25 protein-coding genes are annotated in these 22,802 nt (G+C 47.1%); 16 read left to right on the forward strand and 9 right to left on the reverse strand.

Translation table 11 applies throughout. From position 1 onward, the window contains the following. Positions 1-32: 32 nt before the first annotated feature. Entirely contained in the window at positions 33-1,463 is a 1,431-nt protein-coding gene (locus ADM98_RS07585) for a C40 family peptidase (RefSeq protein ID WP_053452942.1), read from the reverse strand. Positions 1,464-1,661: 198 nt separating this feature from the next. Here ADM98_RS07585 and ADM98_RS07590 point away from each other — a divergent pair, with 198 nt between their 5' ends. Beyond that, positions 1,662-3,374 (forward strand): ABC transporter ATP-binding protein, encoded by a 1,713-nt coding sequence (locus ADM98_RS07590; protein WP_053452943.1) that lies wholly within the window; start codon positions 1,662-1,664, stop codon positions 3,372-3,374. 114 nt (positions 3,375-3,488) lie between these two features. Further along, entirely contained in the window at positions 3,489-4,349 is an 861-nt protein-coding gene (locus ADM98_RS07595) for a DUF4003 family protein (protein ID WP_053452944.1), read from the forward strand. Positions 4,350-4,426: 77 nt separating this feature from the next. On the opposite strand, the gene ADM98_RS07600 is transcribed toward ADM98_RS07595, so the two are convergent. Beyond that, a complete protein-coding gene (locus ADM98_RS07600) occupies positions 4,427-5,674 on the reverse strand; it encodes a lysine N(6)-hydroxylase/L-ornithine N(5)-oxygenase family protein (RefSeq protein ID WP_053452945.1) in 1,248 nt (415 codons plus the stop codon). 77 nt (positions 5,675-5,751) lie between these two features. Beyond that, positions 5,752-6,882 carry a S1C family serine protease gene (locus ADM98_RS07605; protein WP_053452946.1) on the reverse strand — a complete coding sequence of 377 codons (1,131 nt, stop codon included), beginning with the start codon at positions 6,880-6,882 and terminating at the stop codon, positions 5,752-5,754. Positions 6,883-7,089: 207 nt separating this feature from the next. On the opposite strand from ADM98_RS07605, the gene ADM98_RS07610 reads away from it, so the two are divergent. After that, complete coding sequence (locus ADM98_RS07610) at positions 7,090-7,440, forward strand: DoxX family protein (RefSeq protein ID WP_053452947.1); 351 nt, start codon at positions 7,090-7,092, stop codon at positions 7,438-7,440. Positions 7,441-7,478: 38 nt separating this feature from the next. Here ADM98_RS07610 and ADM98_RS07615 read toward each other — a convergent pair whose 3' ends face one another. Next, positions 7,479-8,243, reverse strand: a complete 765-nt coding sequence (locus ADM98_RS07615) for an SGNH/GDSL hydrolase family protein (protein WP_053452948.1) — start codon at positions 8,241-8,243, stop codon at positions 7,479-7,481. Between the two features lie 126 nt (positions 8,244-8,369). Between ADM98_RS07615 and ADM98_RS07620 the strand changes: the two genes are divergently transcribed. Together ADM98_RS07620 and ADM98_RS07625 are read left to right on the forward strand one after the other, a co-directional pair. Further along, on the forward strand, positions 8,370-9,290 hold the full coding sequence (locus ADM98_RS07620; RefSeq protein WP_029341234.1) for an ABC transporter ATP-binding protein: 921 nt from the start codon (positions 8,370-8,372) through the stop codon (positions 9,288-9,290). Beyond that, positions 9,283-10,281 (forward strand): ABC transporter permease, encoded by a 999-nt coding sequence (locus ADM98_RS07625; protein ID WP_034785942.1) that lies wholly within the window; start codon positions 9,283-9,285, stop codon positions 10,279-10,281. The genes ADM98_RS07620 and ADM98_RS07625 overlap by 8 nt, the downstream gene beginning before the upstream one ends. A gap of 42 nt (positions 10,282-10,323) precedes the next feature. Here ADM98_RS07625 and ADM98_RS07630 read toward each other — a convergent pair whose 3' ends face one another. After that, positions 10,324-10,845: a shikimate kinase gene (locus ADM98_RS07630; RefSeq protein ID WP_053452949.1), complete on the reverse strand. Its 522-nt coding sequence runs from the start codon at positions 10,843-10,845 to the stop codon at positions 10,324-10,326. A gap of 506 nt (positions 10,846-11,351) precedes the next feature. On the opposite strand from ADM98_RS07630, the gene miaA reads away from it, so the two are divergent. Further along, positions 11,352-12,278 (forward strand): tRNA (adenosine(37)-N6)-dimethylallyltransferase MiaA, encoded by a 927-nt coding sequence (miaA, locus tag ADM98_RS07635; RefSeq protein WP_053452950.1) that lies wholly within the window; start codon positions 11,352-11,354, stop codon positions 12,276-12,278. A 48-nt stretch (positions 12,279-12,326) separates the two neighbouring features. Next, positions 12,327-12,575 (forward strand): RNA chaperone Hfq, encoded by a 249-nt coding sequence (gene hfq / locus ADM98_RS07640; RefSeq protein WP_023467753.1) that lies wholly within the window; start codon positions 12,327-12,329, stop codon positions 12,573-12,575. Positions 12,576-12,747: 172 nt separating this feature from the next. Here the strand turns inward: hfq and ADM98_RS07645 are convergent, their stop codons facing one another. Further along, the gene (locus ADM98_RS07645) at positions 12,748-13,719 is read right to left on the reverse strand and encodes a tyrosine-type recombinase/integrase (RefSeq protein ID WP_053452951.1); all 972 of its coding nucleotides are present in this window, start codon (positions 13,717-13,719) and stop codon (positions 12,748-12,750) included. A gap of 139 nt (positions 13,720-13,858) precedes the next feature. Here ADM98_RS07645 and hflX point away from each other — a divergent pair, with 139 nt between their 5' ends. The 6 genes from hflX to ADM98_RS07675 all read left to right on the forward strand — a co-directional run bounded on the left by hflX (position 13,859) and on the right by ADM98_RS07675 (position 18,920). Continuing rightward, complete coding sequence (gene hflX / locus ADM98_RS07650; RefSeq protein ID WP_034785946.1) at positions 13,859-15,100, forward strand: GTPase HflX; 1,242 nt, start codon at positions 13,859-13,861, stop codon at positions 15,098-15,100. 2 nt (positions 15,101-15,102) lie between these two features. Continuing rightward, the gene (locus ADM98_RS07655; RefSeq protein ID WP_053452952.1) at positions 15,103-16,380 is read left to right on the forward strand and encodes a methionine gamma-lyase family protein; all 1,278 of its coding nucleotides are present in this window, start codon (positions 15,103-15,105) and stop codon (positions 16,378-16,380) included. A gap of 140 nt (positions 16,381-16,520) precedes the next feature. Further along, positions 16,521-16,919: a MerR family transcriptional regulator gene (locus ADM98_RS07660; RefSeq protein WP_023467758.1), complete on the forward strand. Its 399-nt coding sequence runs from the start codon at positions 16,521-16,523 to the stop codon at positions 16,917-16,919. Positions 16,920-16,964: 45 nt separating this feature from the next. Beyond that, positions 16,965-18,311, forward strand: a complete 1,347-nt coding sequence (gene glnA / locus ADM98_RS07665; protein WP_053452953.1) for a type I glutamate--ammonia ligase — start codon at positions 16,965-16,967, stop codon at positions 18,309-18,311. 122 nt (positions 18,312-18,433) lie between these two features. Further along, positions 18,434-18,670 carry a (4Fe-4S)-binding protein gene (locus ADM98_RS17550; protein ID WP_050678346.1) on the forward strand — a complete coding sequence of 79 codons (237 nt, stop codon included), beginning with the start codon at positions 18,434-18,436 and terminating at the stop codon, positions 18,668-18,670. Continuing rightward, positions 18,645-18,920, forward strand: coding sequence for a GNAT family N-acetyltransferase (locus ADM98_RS07675; protein WP_053452954.1), 276 nt, complete (start codon positions 18,645-18,647; stop codon positions 18,918-18,920). The genes ADM98_RS17550 and ADM98_RS07675 overlap by 26 nt, the downstream gene beginning before the upstream one ends. A 314-nt stretch (positions 18,921-19,234) precedes the next feature. On the opposite strand, the gene ADM98_RS07680 is transcribed toward ADM98_RS07675, so the two are convergent. Continuing rightward, on the reverse strand, positions 19,235-19,561 hold the full coding sequence (locus tag ADM98_RS07680; RefSeq protein WP_053452955.1) for an AzlD domain-containing protein: 327 nt from the start codon (positions 19,559-19,561) through the stop codon (positions 19,235-19,237). Then, positions 19,540-20,241, reverse strand: coding sequence for an AzlC family ABC transporter permease (locus ADM98_RS07685; protein ID WP_053452956.1), 702 nt, complete (start codon positions 20,239-20,241; stop codon positions 19,540-19,542). The genes ADM98_RS07680 and ADM98_RS07685 overlap by 22 nt, the downstream gene beginning before the upstream one ends. A gap of 156 nt (positions 20,242-20,397) precedes the next feature. Between ADM98_RS07685 and dhaK the strand changes: the two genes are divergently transcribed. The 3 genes from dhaK to dhaM are packed head-to-tail and all read left to right on the forward strand — an operon-like array spanning position 20,398 to position 22,354. Continuing rightward, complete coding sequence (gene dhaK, locus ADM98_RS07690) at positions 20,398-21,366, forward strand: dihydroxyacetone kinase subunit DhaK (RefSeq protein ID WP_053452957.1); 969 nt, start codon at positions 20,398-20,400, stop codon at positions 21,364-21,366. Positions 21,367-21,390: 24 nt separating this feature from the next. Next, positions 21,391-21,993, forward strand: a complete 603-nt coding sequence (dhaL, locus tag ADM98_RS07695) for a dihydroxyacetone kinase subunit DhaL (RefSeq protein WP_053452958.1) — start codon at positions 21,391-21,393, stop codon at positions 21,991-21,993. Then, a complete protein-coding gene (gene dhaM, locus ADM98_RS07700) occupies positions 21,986-22,354 on the forward strand; it encodes a dihydroxyacetone kinase phosphoryl donor subunit DhaM (protein WP_053452959.1) in 369 nt (122 codons plus the stop codon). The genes dhaL and dhaM overlap by 8 nt, the downstream gene beginning before the upstream one ends. Positions 22,355-22,442: 88 nt before the next feature. On the opposite strand, the gene ADM98_RS07705 is transcribed toward dhaM, so the two are convergent. After that, the gene (locus ADM98_RS07705; RefSeq protein WP_160315920.1) at positions 22,443-22,781 is read right to left on the reverse strand and encodes a hypothetical protein; all 339 of its coding nucleotides are present in this window, start codon (positions 22,779-22,781) and stop codon (positions 22,443-22,445) included. Positions 22,782-22,802: the final 21 nt, after the last annotated feature.

Consider the following 22,802-nt stretch of genomic DNA (forward strand, 5'->3'; position numbering starts at 1 on the left):
ACATCCATCCTTAAGGATGGATGAGGAACTGATTAGAGTGATTTAAAGCCTAACAGTTTTTGCGTCCAGTAACGTTCCGAAAGACGGCTGATGCCTAAAGCTGGTTCATTCGCATGGATGAACTGATCATTGTTCAACATAATCCCGATATGTGTTGGACCAGCAGCATATGTGTTTTCGAAGAAGATGATATCTCCGCGCATTGGTTGACGTAATTTTGATAACTTCGCTCCGAGGTACCGATCATCGTTCCAGTAACCGTTGACGTTTGTTCGTCCGACAGCATAGCCAGCGGCATTCAACGTATAATTGATGAATCCAGAACAGTCAAAGCCACCGTTAGCTGGGTTGCTTGAACTCCAAACATACGGTGTTCCAAGATACTGTTGTCCGATTGAAATAGCACGCTCCATCAATGTCGAACCCGGAACGGATGTCACGGGTGGTGGAGGAGTGACTGGAGGTGTCGTCGTGACGGAACCTGTCGTGATATAACTTTTTGCGACGAAATAAAAACCTGTTCCGATTTTGATTTGATACCAGCCACTATCTTTTCCTGTCGTTTCTCCTGTTACATTGACGATTGAAGCATGCGCGACTTGTGTGAAAATACTTGAGGATGTCGAAGGAAGCGTACGCACATTCAGTCCTGTCGGTGCATTGACACGATATGTCTTCGAGGCATCGACAGGTGTCAGAGAAACACCAGGAGTTGTCGGAATCGTTGGTGGAGAAGTTTTCGTCGATGCTTTGACATAACTTGATGCCACGTAGGCTTCTTTTCCATCAAGTTTCACTTGATACCATGAATCGACGGCACCTGTCACATCAAGAACCGTCTGATGGGGCAATGTCTTATAGATTTTTGCGCTTGTTGCTGCAGCAGTCCGTGCGTTCAACCCTTCTTTTGCGTTGACCGTATAGACTTTTGATCGATCGACTGCTTTAATGACGTTCTTGACTGGTGTCGTCGTAGAAGGCTTTGATGTAGTCGTTACTTTCGCTGTCTTTTTATCGACTAACGATGCATGGATATAAGCGGTTTGTTTCTTGTACGTGATTTGATACCAGTCACCGGATTTTTTCTTGACGGATAAAATCGTGTTCTTTGCGAGTTTTCCTAATGATGTTGAGCTAGTCGTCGCTTGTTGGCGGATATTAACAGCATCGGTATTCGTTATGTAGGTCGTTGTTGTCGTAGGTTTTACTGTCGTCGCCTTGACGTATGCTGAAGTGATAAAGGCAGGTTTTGACTGGTAGCGAATTTCGTACCAGCTGTTGACTTTCTTGACAGCTGTCAGCTTCGTACCTTTTTTTAGAGTCGTGATGACCTTCGCGGAAGTCGAGGCAGCCGTGCGAATGTTGACGTTATCCGTCAATGTTAAGGTCGGTGATGCAGCAGAGACCGGTCCGGTTGAACTGATCAAGGCTATCGTCGTGAGAGCGAGAAAAGTCTTCTTCACGTGACATAGCTCCTTCCAAGTCGAGATAGATAAAAAATCGTTGTTACCATTTTGTCATAAAAAGTGACGATTCCCCTGATTTTAAAATATATTTTTGGTCTAAAAAACTGCATTAGTCTTTTAAAACAAAATGAATAGCTCGATACAGTATTTTCAAAAAAGTTCGAGTACACTAGGAGTATTGAAAGGAGGCTACACATGTTACGCCGTTTTTATCAGTATTATATCCCGCATAAACGTTTATTTTGGCTGGATTTCACATCTGCCTTATTCGTTGGGATTTTAGAACTTGCCTTTCCGCTCGCGGTTAAGTGGTTCATCGACTCATTGTTACCGAATGAAGAGATGAACTGGATCATCCTTGTCAGCGTCGGATTATTAGTGTTATATGTCATCAGTACGTTGATGCAATTCGTCGTCAACTATTTCGGACATAAGCTTGGGATTAATATCGAGACCGATATGCGCCGTCAGTTGTTTAGTCATGTTCAGAAACAGTCGTTCCGTTTCTTTGATAATACGAAGACGGGTCATATTATGAGTCGAATCACGAATGATCTGTTTGACATCGGAGAACTTGCGCACCATGGTCCGGAAGATGCCTTCATTGCCGTCATGACATTGCTTGGTGCGTTCTCGATCATGCTGACGATCAACGTGCCGCTTGCTCTCGTAACGATCATTGCCGTACCGTTTTTGATTTGGTTGATTAGTTATGCGAACGTTCGGATGAATAAGTCGTGGGACCGGATGTATGGAAACATCGCGGAAGTCAATTCACGCGTTGAGGATAGTGTTTCCGGTGTCCGTGTCGTTCAATCGTTCACGAACGAAGCTTACGAAATCGAGCGTTTTGAAAAAGACAACGCGACGTTTCGTCAGTCGAAGATCAATGCCTACAAGGTCATGAGTAAGAGTCTATCCGGCATCTACTTGACGACTCGTTTGATGACGCTTGCCGTCTTGGTCGTCGGTGCGTACTTAACGTATCGAGGCACTTTAACGGCAGGAGAACTTGTCGGGTTCATACTCTATATGAACATCCTGCTGAAACCGATCGATAAGATAACGGCATTACTCGAGATGTACCCAAAAGGGATGGCTGGCTTTAAGCGATTCCTCTCAATGATTGATGAGGATGCATCGATTCCGGATGCACCAGACGCACTAGTCCTTGATCGATTGAACGGTGGCATCACGTTCAAGGATGTGGCGTTCGGATATGAAGCAGACCGTCTGATTTTAGAAAACATCAATCTGACGGTCGAACCAGGACAAACCGTGGCCTTCGTCGGAACATCCGGCGCAGGAAAGACGACGATTTGCTCATTGATTCCACGCTTTTATGATGTCTTAGACGGAGCAATCACGATTGACGGAATCGATATCCGGCAGATGACGAAGGAGTCCTTGCGACAACAAATCGGTATCGTCCAACAAGATGTCTTCTTGTTCTCAGGAACGATTGCTGAAAACATCGCCTACGGTGACTTGAACGCGACGCATGATCAAATCGTGCAAGCAGCAGAACGGGCGCATCTCGGACCAATGATCGCAGATCTTCCGGATGGATACGCCACACAAATCGGGGAACGCGGACTAAAACTGTCGGGGGGACAAAAGCAACGACTTGCCATTGCGCGGATGTTCCTGAAGAATCCGCCGATTTTGATTCTTGATGAAGCGACGTCAGCGCTTGATACGGAAACGGAAGCACTAATTCAAGAATCGCTTGCCGAGCTGTCTGAGAACCGGACGACGCTCGTTATTGCGCACCGTTTAGCAACGATCCGGAATGCTGATAAGATTTTTGTCGTTACGAAGGAAGGAATCGTTGAAGAAGGCTCACACGATGAACTGATGAATCAAGGAGGTTACTTCTCCCGTTTGTTAGAGAGACAGCGCGTTTAAATGAATGAAAGGCAACGGACCTGGTCCGATGCCTTTTTTTGTTCGTTTAAAAATAAGATTGTGCAAGTCAATTTTAGGGAAAACGATTGATAGAAAAGAAGGAGAGGTGGAAGGATGTACGGTCAATTCTGTGAGAACTATGATGAGAGTTATCCCGTCTTGCGGGAAGAGACGTCGCATGATTTCCATCGTTTTTTTGCGCTGTCTTATACGATTCACGATACCGTCTTTGAGCAGACTGTCTACGAACGTCTGATGCGAACGATCAAACAAAAGACATCGCGCTTTTCAGCACTCCGAAGTCGTTATACACCATTGCTCGTTGCTCATGTTCAGCTAAATAGTACAGATCCCGATCTCTTGATTGAAGAGATCATCGTCGCAGAAAAAAAGATTAAACATCGCCTGATTCGTGATAAAGGTGTTCGTCCATTTTTTGCACTCAACGAGGTACTAAATCGTCGGCAAGGCATCGATGCGTTTCCCTACATGGAACGCCTACATGCGACACGACCTCATCTGAATGCCGCGAAACAGTACGTCGTGACATCGACTTTGCTTGAACAGCAGCCATTACCAGAAGAATTTCTAGAGCGGGTCGATACATCGGAAGAGTGGCTCGCGCAATATATGGAACGGACGAGTGAACGTGTCATTACGGCGCAAATCTTAGCGGCGCATCCAGATCCTTCAGCGCAACAGGAACGAATCATTGCGTGGCGGGAATTGTTAGAACGACGAGAAATCATCATTTGGGATCGTTTAATGCCGCTTCTTGCGTTGTTACCGACGATGGAACGTGTCGACTGGATCTACGTGACACGGATCGTCGATCGGGAGCGAGCACGGAATCGTTTTTCAGACGAGGTCAACTGGTTGATTGCCTTTCATCTCTTACTGGCTAAATCAGGAGTGACACGAGTTCAGGCTACGTTATTGTTACTGGCTGCACTAGAACTGACGAAAAAGCCTTGAAATGAAATAGACAAAACAAAACGGACGACCAATGATGTATGCCATCGGTCGTCCGTTTTGCTATGTCATCCTTTCATTTATTCGAATGTCGTAAACGTCGCATGTCGTTCGACCGGATAAAGTTCCGTACCAGCGACCGCATTTAAGATTAATTGGTTTCGTGAGACGGACATTCCGAGATTATCAGCAGCAGGTCCGTGTGACAATTCTAAATTAGCCGTTGCATAAAGATGATGGGGGGTATCGACCGAGCGTTCAATTTGATAGTTCGCATCGACTTTCCAAGCATTCGGTGCTTCAAACACGATGTCGAGGCGATCGATGAAGCTCGGAAGGGATGGTGAAAAACCAGTTGCTGCGATGACAGCATCTGTTACGGATACACGGTCATCCCCGCGTTCTTGATGTTGCATCGAAATCGTGAAGCGCTCATCGTACGTGATCTTCTTTACTTCGAGATTCGCGCGAATCGCGACCTGTTGCTGTTCCTCTTCTGTCAAATCATAGAGGTGGGCATAGATCGATTGTAGAGTCTCAGGACTGATGCCATTTTGTGAACGGGCAAACTTTTTGACGGATTCTTGTCGTACTTCGAGTGGTAATTGATTAAAGTACGTGACGTAACTCGGGGAAAAAATTTCTTCGCCAAGCTTACCTGTCTCGAGTGTTTCAAAAAGTGTCGATCGCGCAATCCATTCGAGCTCAGGTCGCTCTGGAGCAGACGTCGTCAAAAGATCGAGAAAAATCTCGGCAGCACTTTGACCGGATCCGACAATGCTGATTTTTTCGCGTTGAAGGAGTTCTGGCTTATTCATGACATATTGCGTATTGTGAATGACACGGTCGTCAAACGATTCAGGAATCGCAGGTTTTGAACCAGTACCAATGACGACGTTTCGTGCTTCGAACGTTTCGCGTTTTCCAGTCGAGATATCTTCGACGAGGACTTCAAAACTATCTCCGGTATCTTGGACATCGATGACTCGCGTTGAAAATCGTAAATCGTCCAGTTGCGTCGCAACCCAGCGTAAGTAATCGTTATAGCCTTGTCTTGAAATCAGAAGTTTTTCATAAAAATAAAAGGTGTGGAGACGATGAATTGATCGTAAGTAATTGAGGTAAGAAAACGAACTTGTCGGATCAGCCAACGTGACGAGGTCGGAGATAAAACTCGTCTGCATCATCGAGTCTTGAATCATCATGCCAGGATGCCATGAAAATTGTTCACTTTCGTCAAAAAATAATGTCTTTAACTCAGTTGGATGCGCCAGTGCGCTTAATCCTAAATTCATCGGTCCAATACCGATGCCGATTAAATCATACATAGAAAAAGCCTCCCAATTCGATATTGTTCTAAAACAATACCCGAAAAGGAAGGCGGATGAAACGTGAGGTGGAAGGTTTACAGCTGATCCGTTGTCGTTGTTTTGGTTTCGACCGTCATCTGCTTCCCGTCGCGAATGATCGTTAGTGAGAGTGGACCATCTGATTTGATTAATGCTGTTTTGATATCAACGAATCCTTTAATATCAGAATCATTGATTTTCGTGATGACATCACCTGTTTTCAGTTTAGCCGCAGCAGCGGGGCTGTTTGGTTCGACCGACATGACGACGACACCTGTTTTCTGGCTGTCTGGTAGTTTGACTTGATCTTTTAGATAACCAGCAGGGAACGCCGCGACGTCTTGCAAGGAGACACCAAGTGTTGGATGCTCGACTTTACCGTTTGTCTCCAGTTGTTTGAGGATTGGCAACGCATCATCAATTGGAATGCTAAAGCCTACACCTTCGACGCCAGACTCGGCAATCTTCATCGAGTTGATTCCGACGAGTTGTCCTTGTTCGTTGATTAAAGCACCGCCTGAGTTGCCGGGGTTGATAGCAGCATCTGTCTGGATGACCGTCGTATTGAAGTCGTCTTGTCCATCATTATTCGTATCAACTGGTACGGTCCGGTCTTTGGAACTGACGATTCCGCGTGTGACGGAGTTTTGGAATTCGCCGAGTGGGTTACCGATCGCAAGAACAGTCTGTCCAGCTTTTAAGTCAGCTGATTTTCCAAGCGTGATGACACCGGGAGCGTCACTTGCGTCAACTTCCAGTACGGCTAAATCATATGTTTCGTCGCTACCGAGTAGTTTGGCTTGAAGTGTTTTGCCGTTGTTTAAGGTGACATCAAGTTTCGATGCGCCATCAACGACATGGTGGTTCGTGATGATGTATGCTTTTCCGTTCTCTTTCTTATAGATGACACCAGATCCTGAACCGGCAGCTGCTTCTTGTTGCGACATCGAATTACCAGCTTGATAGTTCGTCACGGTCACGACGGATTTCTGAGCGGTAGCGACTGCGTTCGTTACAGGGTCACTTGTCGTCGTTGAGACTTGTTTTGGCATGCCGTTTGATAACGGTGTATCTGCGACTTGCTGTTCTTGATCGAGTAGAATCGGGAAGGCAACTGTAGCCGTTAAGACCGCGCCGATGATGCCTCCAGTCAATCCAGGTAAAAGTGCTTTTGTTTTTCCAGCCATAAGTCATCATTCCTCTCTGTGTGATTTCTGACTTCATCATAGCAAATGAAGCGATCTCTTCCCTGATTACGGGAGACATTCCGAAATGACTCATCATTCCCCATAATTCGACGACAATTTCTAAAAGTTGAGATAATCATGTCGTTTCGATACACTGAAGCTGTCTCGAACATATACTTCATGAACAGAAAGAGAGTGTGAAACATAATGATATTACGCCTAGTGTATGGAGCAGGATTGTTGTTTGCGGGAGTTGGTCATTTCCGCAATGAAAAAGGATTCGTCAGTATCATGCCGTCGTTCATTCCATTCAAGCGCTTTTTCGTCCAAGTAACAGGTGTCGTCGAAATCGCTTACGGGATCATGTTGCTGACAGGAAAAGGAGTGCATCTCGTTCGCAAGACACTTCCTGCTTTCTTATATGCTGTCTTACCCGCAAACGTCAACATGGCAGTCAATCCGAAACCGATTAACGGAAAACGTCTCCCGTCTTGGTTACTGTGGACACGTCTGCCACTTCAATGGGGACTGGTCTCTCTTGCGAAACGCTTGAAATGAATCGGAACAAAAAGCCGCCAATTTGGCGGCTTTTATTGTTAGAAACGTTTGTTGACAGCGAGTAAAGAAGCTTTCGCAATCTCTTCATAGGTAGAGTCGTTCGGATGGAATTGGTCACTCGACAAATCACGTTTGACGTCGCGGACAAGATTGAATGTGTCGATGATTTCGACATCGTATTCGATACCGAGTGTCCGTGATTTTGCGTTCCAATCTTGGACGATTGCGTCGAACGCTTCACCGTTTTCCGTCGCACGGAAAGGATTATAGAGCCCGACGTAGAAGATGACAGCATCCGGATTTTGCTCTCGTAGGATACTGAATGTTTTTTTCAAGTTCGTTTGTGCCGTCGTGAGTGTTTCGGCTGTCTTCTTCGCATTGAAGTTCGCGACGCCTTCACCACGGTTGAACAAGTCGTTTCCACCAATCGTCACCGAGATGACTTTTGCTTGATCGATGGAGCGCAACACTTCTTTTTGTTTTAGTTGTTTCAGTAAATCTTCCGTCCGGGCACCACTGACGGCAAGATTTTGGAAACGCTCGACGGTATTATCTTTAACAAGATCGCGTCCAACGAGTGCAGCATAACTATTACCGTTTGATGCTCCGACACCACGTGTCAATGAGTCGCCAAGCGCGACATAGGTTCCGCCTTTTTTGACAGGCTCTTCCTTCGTTGGTGTCAGGACGGCACGTTTTGGTGGATTGACGACGTCACTATAGGCACTAACGAAGCCGTATCCAAAGATTGCCGTCAAAACGAGTGAGACGGTTAAAAACAGGGGCCAGCGTAATCGCTTCATGAACGTTCCTCCTTCTAGGTTCTAACCTGATTGTAGCAAATGTTGAAAGAATGTGCGGAAATGAAGTGTTCTGACAAGTCAAATGATTCATTATTCCGCTAGAATAGACAATAAGAGGTGAGAGACGTGAAACCAACAGTGAAATTAGAAGGTGTAACAAAGGTGATCGGAAAAAAGACGATCATTGATAATATCTCGTTTGAAATTCAGCCAGGTGAAGTCTTTGGCTTCCTCGGACCGAACGGGGCAGGAAAAACGACGACGATCCGGATGCTCGTTGGTTTGATTAAACCGACGTCCGGTAAAATCACGGTCTGTGACTTTGACGTCCGGAAACAGTTCGTCCAAGCAATGGAACGGATCGGTTCGATCGTCGAAAACCCGGAATTGTATAAGTATTTGACAGGTCGAGAAAATTTACAAGTCTTTGCCCGGATGTTACCGAATGTCGATGATGCTCGGATTCAAGAAGTCATTGACCTCGTCGATTTGACGGCACGTGTTGACGATCAAGTCCGGACATACTCGCTCGGGATGCGTCAACGTCTCGGCATCGCCCAGGCATTACTCGGACGACCAAGCGTCTTGATTCTCGACGAACCGACGAATGGTCTCGATCCGATGGGGATTCGGGATTTGCGCCAATTCATCCGCCGGCTCGTCGAGGAAACGGGACTGTCGGTCCTCGTCTCGAGTCATATCTTAGCTGAGATTGAAATGCTTGCTGATCGTGTTGCCATCATGAGTTATGGAAAAATCGTTCAAGTCGGAACGGTCAAGGAATTGGTCGAGTCGCTTGCACCAGGCGTTGACTGGCGTGTTGACGATGCCTTTAAGGCGAATGAGATTTTATCAGCATCGGATCAAGTTCAAGTATCAGAAGTCGTCGATGCAAATACGGTCCATACTTTGATGGATGCAAGTAAGACACCAGCGCTTAATAAGCAGCTGCTTGAAGCAGGTGTCGAAGTCTGGACAATTGAACGAAAAGTTCAGACGCTCGAAGATCTGTTCATCACATTAACGGGAGGCGATCACATTGCGTAATCCGAACATGATCGGTCTCGTTCGAAATGAAGTCACGAAAATCGCTTCTAAGCGTCGATTTGCTGTCGTTGCGATCATCTTGATCGTCCTCGTCTCGATGTTTACGTATGCGCAGTACCGAGACATTCAAGAGCAAATCAAAAAGCAGGGAACACTCGACTGGCGTGTTGAGTTACAACAAGACATCGTCGATACGCAGAACCGTCTTGCTTCTAGCAGTATTCAAGATGAGTTCCGTCAGTTCCTGGAGTTTGATCTAAAACAAAATCAATACTATCTCGATAATGATATCAATCCGAACTATCCGGGAGCACCGACGTTCATCCGGATTTTCTTCTCGCAAGGGTTGACGTTGATTTTACCGCTATTCATCATCGTCATCATGGCGGATATCGTCAGTGGGGAACAAAATGATGGAACAATCAAGACGTTGCTGTCACGACCGGTCCGGCGCTGGAAAATCCTCATGGCGAAATGGTTGACTGTCTTGCTCTATACGTCGATGCTGATGGCATTGACCGTCGCCGTCTGTTACGCGATATCCGGGATTGTCCTCGGCTATGACGGCTGGACCGCACCGATCTTGACTGGATTCCAAGCCTCACCGAGTGGTACGTTCTCAACCGAATTCGTACACACATTACCGATGTGGGAATACCTCTTAATGGCTGTTGGTCTAGCCTGGATCGTCACGGCTGTCGTCGGAACGATCGCCTTGATGGTGTCCGTCCTCGTTAAAAACACAGCAACAGGAATCGGGATCATGATGGCTGTCTTGATCTCGGGTACGTTGTTGACGACACTCGGTTCAAGTTGGACGAGTTCGAAGTATCTCGTCAACGTCAACTTCGGACTGATCAACTACCTCGACGGACAAGCACCACCGATCGAAGGTATGACACTACCGTTCTCACTAGCTGTTCTCGGCTGTTGGACGGTCGCGGCATTAGTCGTTGCGTTCTGGAACTTCACACAAAAAGATATGTATTAAGACGAACGGGTCCACCTGAAGAGGGGGACCCGTTTTTTATTGCTAAAGCGACAATCGATTGTATGTCTCGATTATTTTTTGATAGTGGAGCTCTGTCGATAGCGAAGCATCTAGTATGAGAACCGGCGAAAGCGAACGATCCATTTGGTGTTTGTGTTCTGCGAACGTACCGATCATCGAAGGGTCCGTTGCTGTGTGATAAGTCCTACACCAGTCGAGGAATTCATTGGAGCCTGTAAAATCTGAGTAGCGTGCTTTTTCTCGCGCGATCAGTCGTTCCATCCGAACTGTTTCGTCGAGCGATAAAAACACGAGTAAGTCCCGACCGATGAAGCCGTCCGGATGCCAAGCAAAGACGGAACCGGAGACGATATAGTCGTTATGAGACGCAAGGTCTGCTTCATACAGGGCGAACCGTTCAGCGACAGTACGTTTTTCAGTGAACGTCGTATCTTTCCATAAATAGTGATCCGTATCAATCCAGGGAATCTGCTCGGCTTGTCCGATGAAGGCACCAAGCGTACTTTTTCCGGTACCTGATCCACCAATGATTTGAATGCGCACGCAGTATCACTCCTTTTAAAATAGGTAACGGCACGCAGAACAGGCCCGGGCATGATGCCGGACCTGTCGCTTGGAAGAACGAATTCTCCCTATGTTGTCTTATGCAAGCATAAGACATGGAATCGAGAGGCAGTGCCTCTAATAGGAAGCCGATGCAGGTCAGCCTCCGCGCTACGTACCAATCGTACTTTTATCATACTGATTCCAAGAATTGGTGTCAAACCTGCTCGGAAGGGTTTACATTCTGCTTAAACCGTCAAAAGACAGAATAACGATGAGTAGAGGAGGAACGACCATGGCAGATTGGGGCATCATGCTGACAGGCGTCGTCATTTGCGGATGGTGTATCTTTAGTGCCATCTATGACGATTTCATCCGTCGCGTATAAGACTTGTATTTGTGGGACCGTCCGAGAGGGACGGTTTTTTTATGGATTTTTTTAATCCGAGTAAGTGGCTATGGTACACTCGAATCAGAATGAAACGATAGAGAATGGGTGAAGAAAAATGAAGAAACAACCAGTCATCGTCATCGTCGGACCAACAGCAGTCGGAAAAACGAAGACAGGCATTGAACTAGCAAAACAACTAAACGGAGAGGTGTTATCCGGAGATTCGGTTCAAGTCTATCAAGGGATGGATATCGGATCGGCAAAAGTGACGACCGAAGAGATGGAAGGGGTGCCGCATCATCTGCTTGATCTCGTGACACCGGACGACGAGATGAGTGTAGCCCGTTTCCAAACGATTGCTCGGGCGACGATCGATGAGATTGCGAGTCGTGGCAAGTTACCGATCATCGTTGGTGGAACAGGGCTTTATATCCGGTCGATTTTATATGATTACCAGTTTACCGAACAGGCCGAAGACCCAGCTTTGCGTGCTGAGCTTGAAGCGTACGCGGCGGCGCACGGTGCGAATGCGTTGCATGACCAGTTAAAAGAACTTGATCCGACGCGTGCAGAAGCAATTCATCCGAATAACATCCAGCGCGTCGTTCGGGCAATCGAGGTCGCACGGACCGGTCAGACACAAACGACCGGTAGCAAGCCAGCGCTCTACGACAGTCTATTGTTCGTCTTACACATGGAAGACCGAGATCGGTTATATGACCGAATCGATCAGCGGGTAGACTTGATGGTCGACAGTGGGCTTCTTGAAGAGGTGGCACGTCTTGACGCTGCCGGATACCGACAGACGAAGGCGTTGCAAGCAATTGGCTACAAAGAGATGTTACCCGTCCTTGACGGGGCACCACTCGACCCTGCTGTTGACATGCTAAAACGGAATACACGACGCTTCGCGAAACGTCAATTGACATGGTTCCGTCATCAATTTGATGGCGTTTGGGTAGATATGGGAAAGTTTTCATTTGAAGAAACGTTCAAAATTATCTATGATAGAACTGTAGAGTTTCTGAAAGCGGTTAAATAAGAGTTGCCCGAAGACAGAAACAGATAAAAAGAGGGGGCACGGGGAATCATGAAAGCGACATACAACATTCAGGACGTCTTTTTAAATCAATTACGGAAAGATGCAGTCCCAACGACGGTTTTCTTAATCAGTGGGTATCAATTACGGGGGCTGATCAAGTCATTCGATAACTTCACGGTCATCTTGGAGTCGGAAGGCAAGCAGCAATTGATCTACAAACACGCAATCTCGACGTTCGCACCAGCGCGCAACGTGACGTTATATGAGCAAGAAGAGACACAAGAAGTCTCTCGCTAAGTAAAAAAAGACGACCGGGGGGTCGTCTTTTTTTTATTTCATTCATAATATATGGCGTATTAAAACTTGGAGAAAAGGAAGACGATTCGAAACGAAAAAAGAAAGTGTAACGGTGTAACGCTCCTTAGTTAAGAAAAATACCTCTTATTTAACTCCAACTGTAAACCTGTCATTAAAGTAATGGTGTCAATTCTTCAACCGCCTCTTCGTAACGCCGGAGCGAGACATCCTTATAGAGACACGTCTTTTGCAGACGTTCTTCTTTCGTCATCTCATCCTGATACGTTTTTAAGATGAAGCTGTTACGTAACATCGACGGGGTTAAGATCCGTTTGTTATCCGACCGCTCATTTAGCTGCCGCATCATCTTCGTGATCATGACGATCGACAATTGCTTCGGTGCATTCTTACTGTAGACCCAGCGGAACGTCATCCGGGCGAAGTCGAAGGCGACGAAAAAGGGATCGGTGCTGTGATAACGGGGGCGGACTGGCTCTGGGATCGTCTTCAAGTAACGCAACATGATGTCTTGATCTTCCCGCTCAAGATGAAGCAGGAAGCGGTTACCAAGGCGATCGTGGACAGCCATCTCTTGCTGGGCGAAATTGAGGTCGTGCATTTTTAAGCCGATAATGTGATGGACACGTAAGCCATAACGGTAAAATAGCCGAAGAATCAGTTCGTTTCGATCAATCAAAAACGGACGTGCCTTCAATTGATGTTCTGTCAAACCGCGATCGGATTGATTCGTCCGTACCAATTGCTCATATTCCTTGAAGGAAGCGACATGTTTTGCCGTCAGTTCGTGTGTCGGTTGTGCGTATTCGATCAGCTTCGCTTTTGTTTGCCGAATCTGGTAATTGACTTGATTGATGACGGTGACGATTCGGGCGACCGTTGCTTGCTGGTAGAGCTTCTCTTCGATCAAGTACTCATTGATGAACGTCTTCCACGTCTCGATCGAAATTGCTTTGAAATCGTCAATCGTCTCGAGCGGTTGGTCGACATCCGTCATATAACGATGGACTTCGATTAAATCATACCGATAGCGCCGGACGGTCGAAAGTTGCCGTCCACTTGTCGTTAAATAAAACAGGTAGCGTTCAATGAACTCTGGAAGCGTATACGACTGCTCGCGTGCCATGGTTTTCCTCCCCTTCCTTGTGGTGTTTCTTCCATCATAAACCGAACGGATGTTTCCTGTCCAAAAAAGTTCAGACGAACCGGTGCCTGTGGTATGATAAGGGGCGCAGTACGTCTTTACTCGTGAAAGGAATGATATTATGTCAGAACGCGTTATCGTCGTTGGTTGCCAGCTCCCCGGTGTCCCGGACCATGTCTATGAAGAATCGGTCGCGGAGCTCGAAGCACTCGTAACGACTGCGCATGGTGTCGTCGTCGGTCGTCTGGATCAGAAACGACAAGCGATTGATCGCCGTACGTTCATCGGAAAAGGAAAGGTTGAAGAACTCGTTGCGTTAGCGGACGAACTTGAACCTGATTTAATCATATTCAATGCTGAGGTCACGCCTGGTCAGATGAAAAATATCCGGATTGCCTTATCGGACCCGGAAGCGATCAAATTGATCGACCGGACACAGTTGATCCTCGATATCTTCGCCGGACGCGCCCAGTCACGCGAAGGGAAATTGCAGGTGGAACTGGCACAAATGAGTTATCTATTGCCACGTCTTGCCGGACAGGGAACACAACTGTCGCGTCTTGGTGGTGGAATCGGAACACGTGGACCAGGTGAGTCGAAACTTGAGACGGATCGTCGTCATATCCGTCGCCGAGTCGATGAGATTTCGAAACAACTCGAGACATCCGTCGCGCACCGTGCCCGTTACCGGGAACGTCGCAAAGAAAACCAGACGTTCCAAATCGCACTCGTCGGCTATACGAACGCTGGTAAGTCAACGATCTTCAACCGGTTGACGCAAGCCGACACATACGAAAAGGATGAGTTGTTCGCGACGCTCGATCCGTTGACGCGTCAAGTTGATTTGCCGGAAGGTGGTCAAATCCTTCTGACGGATACGGTCGGTTTCATTCAAGATCTTCCGACGAAGTTGATCGCGGCGTTCCGCTCGACCCTCGAGGAAGTGCTTGAAGCAGACTTGATTCTTCACGTCGTTGATGCATCAAGTGAGCATTACTTGAATCAGATGCAGACGACGAACGATGTCCTCGATGAACTCGGTGCCGGTGACATCCCGCAACTGGAAGTCTACAACAAGAAAGACCAACTGAACCGCTTGTTCACAGGCGGGAAGCTGTTGATTTCTGCGCTAGATCCGCAAGACATCGAGCGCTTGATTGAAGAAATCGAACGTTCGATCAGTGAAATTCTCGAGTATCTCGAGATTCGCATTCCGGTGGATGGTTTTGCCCATTATAATCCAGCGAAGGAAGTCATGATGAACTTGAAGGAATCGTTCGAAGAAGATGGTTCCGTCATTCTAAAAGGTTACTTGCGTAAAGATACGCGTCTCTACGCGACATTGAAACAATACGAGGTGTAAGCATGTTTTCAGAATTAACCCATTACGAAACCCTCCGTCCACTTATTGACCGGGCGGAGGAACAGATCGCACCGTACGTCAAGAAGGCACAAGAGGTCGCGGAATATAATCAATTCCGTGTCCTCGATGCGTTCCGACGTCACAAGGTCAGTGATTTTCATTTCATGCCGTCAACAGGCTACGGCTACAACGATGAAGGGCGCGATACGCTCGAACGGATCTATGCCGATGTCTTCGGTGCAGAAGCCGGTCTTTGTCGTCCGCAAATCATTAGCGGAACGCACGCAATCGGTATCGCGTTGTTCGGGTTGCTGTTACCGGGCGATGAATTGCTATATATTACAGGAAAACCATACGACACGCTCGAAGAGATCGTCGGAATTCGTGGTGACGGACGTGGTTCATTAAAGGAGCTCGGCGTCCACTATGATGTCGTCGAGATGAAAAACGCCGAGACGATTGACGTATCGGCTGTTCTCGAACGGATCACACCACAGACGAAAGTCATCGGGATCCAGCGCTCAAAAGGATATGCGACGCGTCGTAGTCTACCGGTTAGCGAAATCGGTGAGGCGATTGCCGCCATTAAAGCCGTCCATCCACACGTCTTGATTTTCGTCGACAACTGCTACGGTGAGTTCGTCGAGACGATCGAACCGACGCATGTCGGGGCAGACTTGATGGCAGGATCGTTGATCAAGAACCCGGGTGGTGGTCTTGCGAAGACTGGTGGTTATCTCGTCGGGCGGACCGACTTAATTGAACGGGCATCGTTCCGGATGACGACACCAGGAATCGGAGCAGAAGCCGGTCCATCGTTATCAGCACTTCCAGATATGTATCAAGGATTCTACATGGCACCACATACGGTCAGTCAAGCATTGATGGGGGCAATGTTCACGTCGAGCATGCTCGGACAGTTCGGTTTTGACACGGCACCGCATCATACAGCAGAACGGACGGATTTGATTCAATCGGTTTCGTTCCATGCGCCGGAGCCGATGATTGCGTTCTGTCAGGCGATTCAAGCAGCTTCGCCTGTTAATGCGCATGCGTTGCCGATTCCGGATTATATGCCAGGATATGCGGATGACGTCATCATGGCAGCAGGGACGTTCGTACAAGGTTCATCGATTGAGTTGTCAGCAGACGGTCCGATCCGTGCGCCCTATACCGCGTACGTTCAAGGTGGTTTGACGTATAGTCACGTCAAAATCGCTATCATTTCAGCCGTCAATCATTTGATGAAAAAACAATTAATTCCAGAAAAAAACGTTTAATACTAGAATATCTCGTGAAAAGACCTCTGAACGACTTCATGTAAAGTGATTAAAAAAGTTGTGTTAACTTTTCTTACATCGCTTGACAAGTTGCCTGACAGAGGTTTATTCTCATGGAGTAAGGAAAAAGGAGGAACCACATGGCAGACTCATCACGCCAGTCCAAGCCACTATTTCCCATCGGAGTCGTTCAAGAGTTGACCGCGTTATCTGCCCGCCAGATCCGATACTACGAAGAACAGGGACTGATCAAGCCGGAGCGGACAGAGACGAAGCGTCGCCTCTATTCGTTCAACGATGTCGATCGCCTGTTGTCGATCAAGGAATACCTGGATCAAGGACTGAATATCGCAGGGATCAAATTGATTTTTGAAAACGATCTCGTCAAACGCGAACGCGTTGCGGAGAGCGTCGTCGAGACGCGCCCGGAACTATCTGACGGCGAATTGTATAAACTCCTGAAAAATGAATTGAAGGAAGCAGGACGACATGGAAAGACGTCGCTCATCCAAGGTGAGCTCGGGCGTTTCTTCAAGTAAGAACCTGTTACCATATAAAAACGAATCGGAGAGGGGATTTGTCACATGACACGTCGCAACATTACACGAGAAGACATTTTGAAAATCGCTAAAGCTGAGGATGTACGCTTTATTCGCTTACAGTTCACAGATATCCTCGGAACGATCAAGAACGTTGAAATTCCAGTAAGCCAATTGGAAAAAGCACTTGATAACAAAATGATGTTCGATGGTTCATCGATCGAAGGATTCGTCCGAATCGAAGAATCAGATATGTATCTCTTCCCAGACTTAAACACATGGGTCGTCTTCCCATGGACAGAAGATGGAACAGGGAAAGTTGCACGTTTAATCTGTGACATCCACAATCCGGATGGCACGCCGTTCGCAGGAGACCCACGTGGTCAGCTCAAACGGGTACTTAAAGAGATGGAAGAACTCGGTTTCACTTCGTTCAACGTTGGACCAGAACCAGAATTCTTCCTCTTCAAGAAAGATGAAAAAGGGCGTCCGACACTTGAGTTGAATGACCAAGGTGGATACTTCGACCTCGCACCAGTCGATCTCGGAGAGAACTGCCGTAAAGAGATCGTCATCGAGCTTGAGAACATGGGCTTTGAAATCGAAGCATCACACCACGAAGTCGCACCAGGTCAACACGAAATCGACTTTAAATACGCTGATGCGATCACAACAGCGGATAACATCCAAACGTTCAAACTCGTCGTTAAGACGATTGCTGCGAAGCACAACTTGCACGCGACATTCATGCCAAAACCACTCTTCGGTGTTAACGGATCAGGAATGCACGCGAACATGTCGCTCTTCAAAGGCAACGAGAACGTCTTCTTCGACGAAGGCAACGAAGACATGCAATTGTCGGACGATGCACGTGCTTTTACAGCGGGTATCCTCAAACACGCTCGTGCGTTCACAGCGGTTTGTAACCCGACAGTCAACTCATACAAACGTCTTGTTCCTGGCTACGAAGCACCTTGCTACGTTGCATGGTCAGCACGTAACCGTTCACCACTCGTCCGTGTTCCTGCAGCACGTGGACTCTCGACGCGTATCGAAGTGCGTTCAGTCGACCCAGCAGCAAACCCGTACCTCGCACTTGCAACATTGCTTGCTTCAGGTCTCGACGGAATCAAGAACAACTTGAAAGCACCGGCGCCAATCGACCGCAACATCTACGTCATGGACAAACCGGAACGCGTCGCAAACGGAATTGATGATCTTCCATCAACACTCAGCCACGCACTCGAAGTCTTGAAAGCGGATGACGTCGTCATGCACGCTCTCGGTGATCACATCGCAGAACACTTCGTTGAATTAAAAGAAATCGAATGGGATATGTTCCGGACACAAGTTACGGAATGGGAACGCGATCAGTACATGGTCTTGTTCTAATCCAACTCAAGCACTTTCGGACTTCTGTCCGGAAGTGCTTTTTTATTTGTAATGGAAAAACAGGGATTGACGAAAGGACGTGGAAAAGAAACAACAGCAAGAAATTAGGGAGGCGAGACGTAGTGAAGAAGGGATATGAAGGCAAAGAGATCACGGTTTATTTTGATTCGGAAGTTTGCATTCACTCTGGTCATTGTGTACGAAGTCTACCAACTGTCTTTGATGTCAAACGACGTCCTTGGATTGAAGCGGACGGAGCGCCAGTCGAGGATGTCATGCGGGTCGTTGACGGTTGTCCGAGTGGCGCCTTATCTTATGAACGGAGGGAAGCAAATGGAGCTGAAACGAGCGGAACGTAAAATCGAAGCCCATCATGAGGACAGAGTGATCGGGGAAATCACCTACAGCGATACAAACAACGGGATGTGGATCATCGATCACACGTATGTTGATCCCGCGCACCGGAATCAACAGATCGGGGAACAACTCGTTGCTGAGATCGTCAACTGGGCACGCGAGGCAAACGTCAAGCTATTGCCGTTATGTCCGTTTGCGAAAAAAGAGTTTGAACAACAATCCACTTATCAGGATGTACAAGCGAATATGTGAATTCAAAAAATCTCCTCAAGTCTTTCAAGACTTGAGGAGATTTTTTCGAGTCATTGTTTTTGAGGTCTGGTCGTCTTTTTCCGAGAAATAACCACCGCGACGAAATAAGCGATGACATAGAGCACGATCAGTCCTTGTTTTAACATGTAAGGTAGATCCATTTGATTCATAAGCAGAAAGCTGGCACATAACAATATCAGAAGGGACATCAACCGCTTATTCAACATATTAAAACCTCCTTTACTATCCATTAATTTAAATTTTAAGGATAACACAAGCGGCTCACCGAAATATGGTAAAGATGGATGAGGGAGTTACAGATACAATCGTAGAAACGCCATGGTAACGACACCGGTGATGACCGTCCAGGATAGACTTTTACTGAAGATCGCGATGGCCATCGTCGGTAGTGCTGCGAAAACATGAAGCGTCGAAATAGTCGGGAACGCATCGTTTTGCACGATAAGTAGATTTTGAAAGAAGAGCGCACCGAGTAAGCAAACCGGAATGAAGGAGAGCCATTCCGTTACGAGGCGAGGTAACGTCAGTCCGTGAAGGACTAGAAAGGGTAAAACGCGTGGAATCCAAGTAACAAGTCCACAAGCTAAAAAGAGAGCAATTAATTCTGGGCGGATTTCCATCGTGTGATCACGACTCCTATACTTGCGCCACCAAGCGTCGCGCAAAGAACGGCGACTTCTGGAGAAAAGTAGCGCATGGTTATGTAAAGCAAAAGCATGACGATCAGTAAGAGGCAACTATTCACAGCAATACGGGAACGTTCTCCTTCGAACTGTAAGTACAATAAGCCAATGAACATCGCAGTCAAGGCGAAATCGAGACCAAAGCGCTCAGGATCAGGAAACCAACTGCCGACGAGTGCTCCAAGAACAGTTGCGACGATCCAGCTAAAGTAAGCGGTCAGATTCAAGCCATGCATGAAAGAAGGTGAGATCTTCCCTTTTTGCGCAGTATTCATTGCGACCGCAAACGATTCATCTGTCAGTAGTGTCCCGGTACCGAGTCGATCACGAAGGTGCCGTGTCTCGACATGTGGTGCAAGTGTCAGACTCATTAACAAGTGTCTCAAATTGACGATGAATGTTGTCAGGATAATGGCAGAGGCAGGACTATTTAATAGTAAGAGACTCGTGATGATGAACTGGGCAGCACCTGCATAGATGAAGATTGACATGAATCCGACTTCAAGGGGAGATAAACCTGAAGCACGACCGACGATTCCGGCTGAAAAGCCGATGCCGATATAGCCAAGGACGGTTGGAAGACAGGCACGTACACCTGCTTGAAAGGCTGATGACATTCGATTCCTCCTCTTTTTAAAAGAGCATAGCATTCATGTGGAATATCGTCACTAACTGGTCAATATTTTCATCGTTTTTTTCGACATACTCGACTTGATTTGGTGGTAAAGAGTAAGTGGTACGGCAAAAATCAGTTAGGTAAAGGAGCGTTTTTCATGCACAAATTAATGAAAGATTCAAACCGGTTCGTTTCAGACATGGTCGACGGACTCGTACTTGCTCACCCTGATTTGTATAAAAAAGTCGAAGGTGTCAATGTCGTTGCGCGGAAAGTCCCACTCGATGGAAAAGTTGGTCTTGTCTCTGGTGGGGGAAGTGGTCACGAACCGGCACACGCTGGATTCGTCGGGGACGGTATGCTTGCTGCAGCTGTATGTGGGGAAGTCTTCACGTCCCCAACGCCTGATATGGTGCTTGAAGGGATTAAGGCTGCGCATGGTGGTAAGGGCGTATTGCTCGTCGTCAAAAATTATTCGGGTGACGTCATGAACTTCGATATGGCGAAGGAACTCGCTGAACTTGAGGATATCGAAGTTGATACGGTCATCGTCAACGATGACATTGCCATCAAAAAAGAAGAGGACCGTCGTGGAGTTGCAGGGACTGTTTTCGTTCATAAGATTGCTGGCGCTGCTGCTGCAGAAGGGAAATCACTAAGTGAAGTCAAAGCAGTCGCTGAAAAGGTCATTCATGGCGTTCGCTCAATCGGAATGGCGCTCTCGCCATGCTATATGCCAGAGAGCGGGAAACCAGGGTTTGAACTTCATGATGACGAGATGGAGATTGGAATCGGGATTCATGGCGAAAAAGGACTCGAACGAAAAGCGGTCGCTTCCGTTGATGCAATCGTCAAAGAGTTGCTCGATCGTCTGACGAAAGAAGTGCCAGATAAAAAAGTTGCGGTCATGGTGAACGGGATGGGCGGAACGCCAGAATCCGAGCTGTATATCACGTATAAATACGTCGCAGAAGAACTTCAGGCGCATGGTTACGAGATTGCCCGTTCGTTCGTCGGAAACTATATGACGTCGCTCGAGATGCACGGTTTCTCGATTACGCTTCTACCAGTGGATGATGAACTGCTTGGCTATCTCGACGCAGAAACGAAAGCGATTGGATTCTAATTTAGATAAACGGGGTGTACTAAGATGAAGTTGACGACGGAACAGTTGCGAAGCGCACTTATTAAAGCAGCAGAACAGATTGAACAGCACAAGGATGAATTGACGGATCTTGACCGAGAAATCGGCGATGGGGATCACGGAATTAATATGTCACGAGGGTTCCAAGCCGTTCAAAAGACGCTTGAGGAACATGGAGAGTACGAAGATTTAGGCGCATTATCCAAGGAAGTCGGAATGACGCTGATCAAAACAGTCGGTGGAGCATCCGGCCCTTTATATGGAACAGCATTCGTTAAGTTTGCCGGTGCATTTAAAGGAAAAACAGAAATCGAAGGAACAGAGCTTGCCGATGCTTTCCACGAGGCGACTGAAGGCATTAAATCGCGCGGGAAATCAGAATTCGGTCAAAAAACGATGGTTGACATTTGGACGCCATTCCAAGAAGCACTTTCGCAAGAAGGGGACTTGAAAGCAGCAATCGACCAAGCGCTTGCTGATACAAAAGCACGTGTCGCAACGAAAGGTCGCGCGTCGTACTTCGGTGAAGCGACGGAAGGTGTTCAGGACCCAGGCAGTCTATCAAGTGCTCTGTTACTAAGCGAAATCGCGGAGGTGCTCCATGGTTAATCTTGTACTTGTTTCCCATAGTGAAAAACTCGCGACGGGATTAAAGGAACTGTTAGCAGAAATGGCACCGGATACTCCGGTCTTGCTCGCAGCAGGTCTTGAGGATGGTAGTATTGGAACGGACGCTACTCGCATCGAAGAGACACTGAATACGTTAGACGACGATGGAGTCGTCTTAACGGATATCGGTTCTGCGACGATGAATACGGAACTAGCCCTTGAATTATACAGTGGGGAACGGACGATTCGGTTTATCGACGCACCGCTCGTCGAAGGTGCGTTTTTAGCGGCAGTCCTAAGCGGTCAGTCCAAATCCGTTGACGAGATTGAAGACGGGCTGAAAAAAGAGTTTAGCAAATAAGTAATAAAATCCCCTTTGCAAGTAGGCGATGGGGATTTTATTTCAATTACTTTTATTTGTATTAAAACGTAGATGAGTGTTTCATGAATCAAAACGACTGGAGCCATTTTTCTAACCACTCTCTAGGCAAACAAATTGTAGCTAAATCAATGGTCTGTAATTCATTTAGAGAATAACTGTTAGCAAGATAAAGATCCCATTGTGCATCGATATCGTTTACTACTTCAGCCGCTTGCTTACCTAACGGATAGCTCCCACGTCCGTCGGTTGCGATATAGTAATGATCGTTGTGGTACACGTCTGTCATATAGCGATAACACCAATCTGCTAGTTCTTCATGCGTGATGTTGCCATCAAGCGCAAACTGAATGTGTTCTTTTAACTGTTGATCAGAATAAGTAGAATGCATGATACACCTCTCGCTCAATTTTCTACAAGATATCAAAAA

The sequence above is a fragment of the Exiguobacterium sp. BMC-KP genome, from assembly GCF_001275385.1.
In the GTDB taxonomy this organism is placed as follows: Bacteria; Bacillota; Bacilli; order Exiguobacteriales; family Exiguobacteriaceae; genus Exiguobacterium_A.